Here is a 4,561-nt window from a genome sequence, read left to right as displayed (position 1 = left end):
TCGAAGGACGCGACGGTACCTGCCGGGTCGGCGGCTGTGGCGAGCCTGCTTTTCTCAGCCAGTTGGATCACCGACACAACTGGGCCGAAGGCGGGCCAACCCACCCGAAGAACCTGGTTTTCGCCTGTCGATCATGGTGGTGATGGTGCACAGAATTATGAACGCAAGGGCCCACCAACTACCTGCTCGCGAAGACTGTTCTTGTCCACCGGGAACTGTCTTATTTCCGTCTTCCCGTAGGGGACTATTTTTACTTTGGCTCAAAATGCACCAAAGGTATTATCCTCAACCGCCAAAATGTTACTTCCAGGTAAGAAATAGTCCCTATTTATAGATAGCTCCTGGCGGTTAATCCTGTCATCCTGGCTCTCGTCGAGCTGCAACTCTCGCATAGCGTGGTTGCTAAGGAGGTGTGCCCAATTGGATTACAAGTACCTACACACTTGATCGGTGCTGCACGTTTCAGGGTCCGGGTGTGCGGCGTCCTGTCTGAGGTCCGCGATAGTGTCGCGCAGCACGGAGAGCTGCGCGATCTGCTGCTCGATCTCAGCGAGGCGCACGTCAAGCAGGTCGCGCACGTGCTCGCAGGGCGCCTGGCCGCCGTCGCGGATGTCGAGGATCTGGCGGATCTGGGCGAGGGTCAGCCCGGCGGCCTGGCCCCGGTGGATGAACCCGACCCGACCCACGGCATCCTCGGCGTAGTCCCGATAGCCGGAGGCCAATCGCTCGGCCGGAGGGAGCAGCCCCGACTCCTCGTAGAACCGCAGGGTCTTGGTCGTGGTTCCGGTTGCTTCCGCAAGCTGTCCGATCCTCATGTTCGCCGATTCCCCTTCCAATGGCCACCACACTTGACCTTCCATTGTACTGGAAGGTTCACAATGGTTCCATAGGAACTTTTGAACCACAGGGAAGAGACATCTGGAATGACAAACGAAAAGTTCGATCTGGCGATTATTGGTTCCGGCGGCGGAGCGTTTGCGGCCGCGATCCGGGCCACCGGACTGGGCAAGCGCGTCGTGATGGTGGAGCGCGGCACCGTGGGCGGGACATGCGTGAACACGGGCTGCGTCCCGTCGAAGGCGCTCCTGGCTGCCGCGGAGGCCCGCCACGTGGCGTTGGATTCGGCCCGCTTCCCTGGGGTGGCGGCCTCGGCGGGCCCGGTGGACATGCCGGCCCTGATTCAGGGCAAGGCCGCGCTGGTTGAAAGCATGCGCACGGAGAAGTACGTCGATCTGGCCGCGGACTACGGGTGGACGATGATCTCGGGGGACGCGTCGTTCACCGGAACCCAGGACGCACCGCTGCTCCGGGTGATCTCCCCGGATGGTGCAGTGAGAACGATCGAGGCCGGGCACTACCTCGTGGCCACTGGCTCCGCACCCTACGTGCCGCCCGTTCCCGGACTGGCCGAGGCCGGGTACCTGACCTCGACGACGGCGATGGAACTGGACGAGGTGCCCGAATCAATGCTGATCCTGGGCGGAGGCTATGTTGCCCTGGAGATGGCACAGCTTTTCTCCCGGCTGGGCTCCCGGGTGACCATGCTGGTCCGTTCCCGGTTGGCCTCGCAGGAGGAACCGGAGGCATCCAAGGCGTTGGCGGGGGTGTTCACCGACGAGGGGATCCGGGTGGTCCGGCGGGCCATGGCCGACTCCGTGGCCTCCGGCCCGGACGGGGTCTCGGTGACGGCAAACGTGGCCGGGGGCGAGGAGGTGTTCCGCGCTTCCCGCATCCTCGTGGCACTGGGCCGCCGCCCGGTGACCGAGGGACTGGACCTTGACGCCGTCGGGGTGAAGACCGGCGCATCCGGCGAGATCGTGGTCGATTCCCGCCTGGCCACGTCCAACCCGCGGGTTTGGGCCGCCGGGGACGCGACCGGCCATCGGGAGTTCGTTTACGTCGCAGCGGCCCACGGCGCCTTGGCCGTGGACAATGCGTTCACCGATGCCCTGGCCGAGGTCGACTACCGGCACCTGCCCCGGGTCACCTTCACCAGTCCCGCCATCGGGGCGGTCGGGATGACGGAAAAGGAAGCTGTCGCCGCCGGGATCAGCTGCGAGTGCCGGGTCCTCCCCCTGGAGTACGTGCCGCGAGCCGTGGTCAACCGCGACACCCGCGGCTTCATCAAGGTTGTCGCGGACCGCGACACCGGACGGATCCTGGGCCTCTCCGCGGTGGCCAAGGACGCCGGGGAAATCGCCGCCGCCGGCGTCTACATCCTCGAAGCGGGCATGACCACCGCGCAGGTCGCCGCCGCCTGGAGCCCCTACCTGACGATGGCCGAGGGCATCAGGATCGCCGCCAAGGCCTTCACCACCGACGTCTCCGAGCTCTCCTGCTGCGCCTGAGCTCCAGCCCCCACTACCGAAGCAAAGGAATGCCCTGACCGCCACCGACCAGGCCCTCACCTATCTGTTGTCCCCGAGCACCACCGCACCGACCACGGCACCGCCTGAGTCCCCATCCCCATTCCTGGAAGGAACCACCAGACACCATGACATACCCGAGATCCCGCCGTTCTCTGTCCGTTCCCCGGCCCAGGCACCTCGCCTCCGCCCTGTTTCTGGCAGCGGTCATGGCACTGACAACCGCCTGCGCCAGCTCACCGGGCGGCCCGTCGGCCGCGCCAGGCGGTTCGTCGCCCGACGCGGCCGGTGCCGTTGCTGTTACGGTCTCCGACATTGACGGCACTACCCGGACCATCCCGGACGGTAAGCCCGCAGCACTGTTCTTCTTCTCTGCCGGATGCGGTGAGTGTGCGGAAGGGGCCGATTCCCTGAACAAGGCCTCCACGGCCCTGGGAAGCTCGGCCGACTACCTCCTGGTGGACGTGGACCCCCGAGAACCGAAGGAGACCATCAACGGATTCCGCGATTACATCAAGGCCCCTGAGCTCCCTGCCGTCATCGACACCGAGGCCACACTGACCACCCGGTACAAGGTCACCTCCATAAGCACCCTGGTGGTGGTCGACGCGAAGGGCGACGTTACCTTCCGGGCCACCGACCCGTCTGCGGAAAAGATCCAAGAAGAACTCACCAAGGCCGGTGCCCAATGACAGCCCTGCTTGCCCTGGCCTTCGCCGCTGGAATGATTGCCCCGGTCAATCCCTGCGGTTTCGCCCTCCTGCCCGCCTGGATAGCCCAGACCATCGGGGACGCCCGGACGCGCCCGCTCGCGCTGCGTCTGGCCCACGGGCTCCGGGCCGGGCTCGCGCTCAGCCTCGGCTTCGCCGGGACCCTGGCAGCCTTCGGGCTGATCGTCAGCGCGGGCGCCAGGACCCTGATCAGCGCAGCGCCCTGGCTGGGAATGGCCACCGGGGTGATCCTTCTCCTGCTGGGCCTGGCCATGCTCACCGGACTCACACCACGGCTCCGTCTGCCGGCCTGGGCCACGAAACCCCGCACACAAGAAGCCGCAGGGGCAGGTCACAAAACCGGGCGCATGGTGGCCTTCGGGATCGGATACGCCGCAGCATCCCTCGGCTGCACCCTCGGGGTGCTCCTGGCCGTGATCGCCCAAGCCCAGGCCGTCGCCAGCTACGCCGGGCTGCTCGCGGTCTTCGCCGCCTACGCCGCAGGCTCGGCCACTGTCCTGATGCTCGTTTCGGCAGGCACGGCCATCGCCGGGGCCGCCCTCGGGCGAAGAATCACCGGCCTGGCCAAGCACAGCAACCGCATCGCCGCCTTCATCCTCACCATAACCGGCGCCTACCTCAGCTGGTATTGGTATCCCGCCGCCACCGGCGGAACCGCACAGGCCAACAGCCTCGCCGTATGGTCAGCCGCCGCCAGCGCCTGGATCAGCGACAACAGCACCCTGATCGCAGCCCTCGCCGCAGCCGTGGTGCTCGTATCGGCATTGGCCGCCCTCAACCGGCGCAGGAGACTGCGCATCAGACAGGGAACGCCGCCCACAGGCGAGGGCCCCGGGCAAAGCGGGGAACCCGACTGCTGCACACCAACTCCGGACAACAACTCGACCGAGGACCGGCCAGGCACGATCCCGTAGCTGGCCGAGGACTCCCAAAAAGCAAGGGGGAGAGGGAACCTTGCCCATCTTCTGGCAAACGAGGCGCCCGCCTATCAGGACAGGTTGGTACAGCGGCATCAGGCCGGAAGTCAATTCGTGCAGAGGACTTCGGGCAATCCGTCAGGAGCCCTCTGTACCGCCCCCGCAATGATGGGAACGTCAGTGTGGTGGACTTCGGAAAGCCACAGTGACACCCACTAGTTGTACTCGACCTTGACGTTGGTGGCACTTTCGGTCTTGTGAAATAGCTAGGCCTCCTGGCTTAGTGGAGCTGTGTTATGTCCAAAAACCCTATGGACATAACATGGTTAGTGTTTGTGCTGATGGTGTCTATATTTCTCGGGGTAGAAGCGGGGTGTAGTGGTTGAGGAGGTTGCCTAAAAGCCCATGGCCTCAAGGGTAGAGGCCAGGCCCGAGCGATTGAGCTTTAACACGTGGCACATCCGCTTAACCGACTACTCGGTTCGATGGTCATAGACAAACTGGAAGCGGATCACCAGCGTGTCTCTTCGGCAAAATATTTCGCGGC

The 4,561-nt window shown here is 64.9% G+C and carries 5 protein-coding genes; 4 read left to right on the top strand and 1 reads right to left on the bottom strand.

From position 1 onward, the window contains the following. On the top strand, positions 1-143 hold a 143-nt coding region (locus HMPREF2932_RS13450), incomplete at its 5' end, for an HNH endonuclease signature motif containing protein (protein ID WP_371326340.1). A gap of 282 nt (positions 144-425) precedes the next feature. Here HMPREF2932_RS13450 and HMPREF2932_RS09245 read toward each other — a convergent pair. Further along, on the bottom strand, positions 426-815 hold the full coding sequence (locus tag HMPREF2932_RS09245) for a heavy metal-responsive transcriptional regulator (RefSeq protein ID WP_004601215.1): 390 nt from the start codon (positions 813-815) through the stop codon (positions 426-428). 108 nt (positions 816-923) lie between these two features. Here HMPREF2932_RS09245 and merA point away from each other — a divergent pair, with 108 nt between their 5' ends. From merA to HMPREF2932_RS09230, 3 genes are all read left to right on the top strand, one after another. Further along, a complete protein-coding gene (gene merA, locus HMPREF2932_RS09240) occupies positions 924-2,348 on the top strand; it encodes a mercury(II) reductase (protein WP_070701667.1) in 1,425 nt (474 codons plus the stop codon). 227 nt (positions 2,349-2,575) lie between these two features. Beyond that, a complete protein-coding gene (locus tag HMPREF2932_RS09235; protein ID WP_083308548.1) occupies positions 2,576-3,058 on the top strand; it encodes a TlpA family protein disulfide reductase in 483 nt (160 codons plus the stop codon). Beyond that, complete coding sequence (locus tag HMPREF2932_RS09230; RefSeq protein ID WP_070711745.1) at positions 3,055-4,011, top strand: cytochrome c biogenesis CcdA family protein; 957 nt, start codon at positions 3,055-3,057, stop codon at positions 4,009-4,011. Before HMPREF2932_RS09235 ends, HMPREF2932_RS09230 begins: the two co-directional genes overlap by 4 nt. Positions 4,012-4,561 lie beyond the last annotated feature (550 nt).

It is taken from the genome of Corynebacterium sp. HMSC074H12 (assembly GCF_001813755.1).
GTDB lineage: Bacteria > Actinomycetota > Actinomycetes > Mycobacteriales > Mycobacteriaceae > Corynebacterium > Corynebacterium hiratae.
Note: the sequence above shows the minus strand (reverse complement) of the source record. Positions and strands in the feature narration are given on the sequence as shown.

What these genes read in the sequence shown, in the direction of transcription:
- merA (WP_070701667.1), top strand. Translation starts at nt 924, where the DNA reads ATGACAAACGAAAAGTTCGATCTGGCGATTATTGGTTCCGGCGGCGGA.
- HMPREF2932_RS09235 (WP_083308548.1), top strand. Translation starts at nt 2,576, where the DNA reads ATGGCACTGACAACCGCCTGCGCCAGCTCACCGGGCGGCCCGTCGGCC.
- HMPREF2932_RS09230 (WP_070711745.1), top strand. Translation starts at nt 3,055, where the DNA reads ATGACAGCCCTGCTTGCCCTGGCCTTCGCCGCTGGAATGATTGCCCCG.
- HMPREF2932_RS09245 (WP_004601215.1), bottom strand. Translation starts at nt 815, where the DNA reads ATGAGGATCGGACAGCTTGCGGAAGCAACCGGAACCACGACCAAGACC.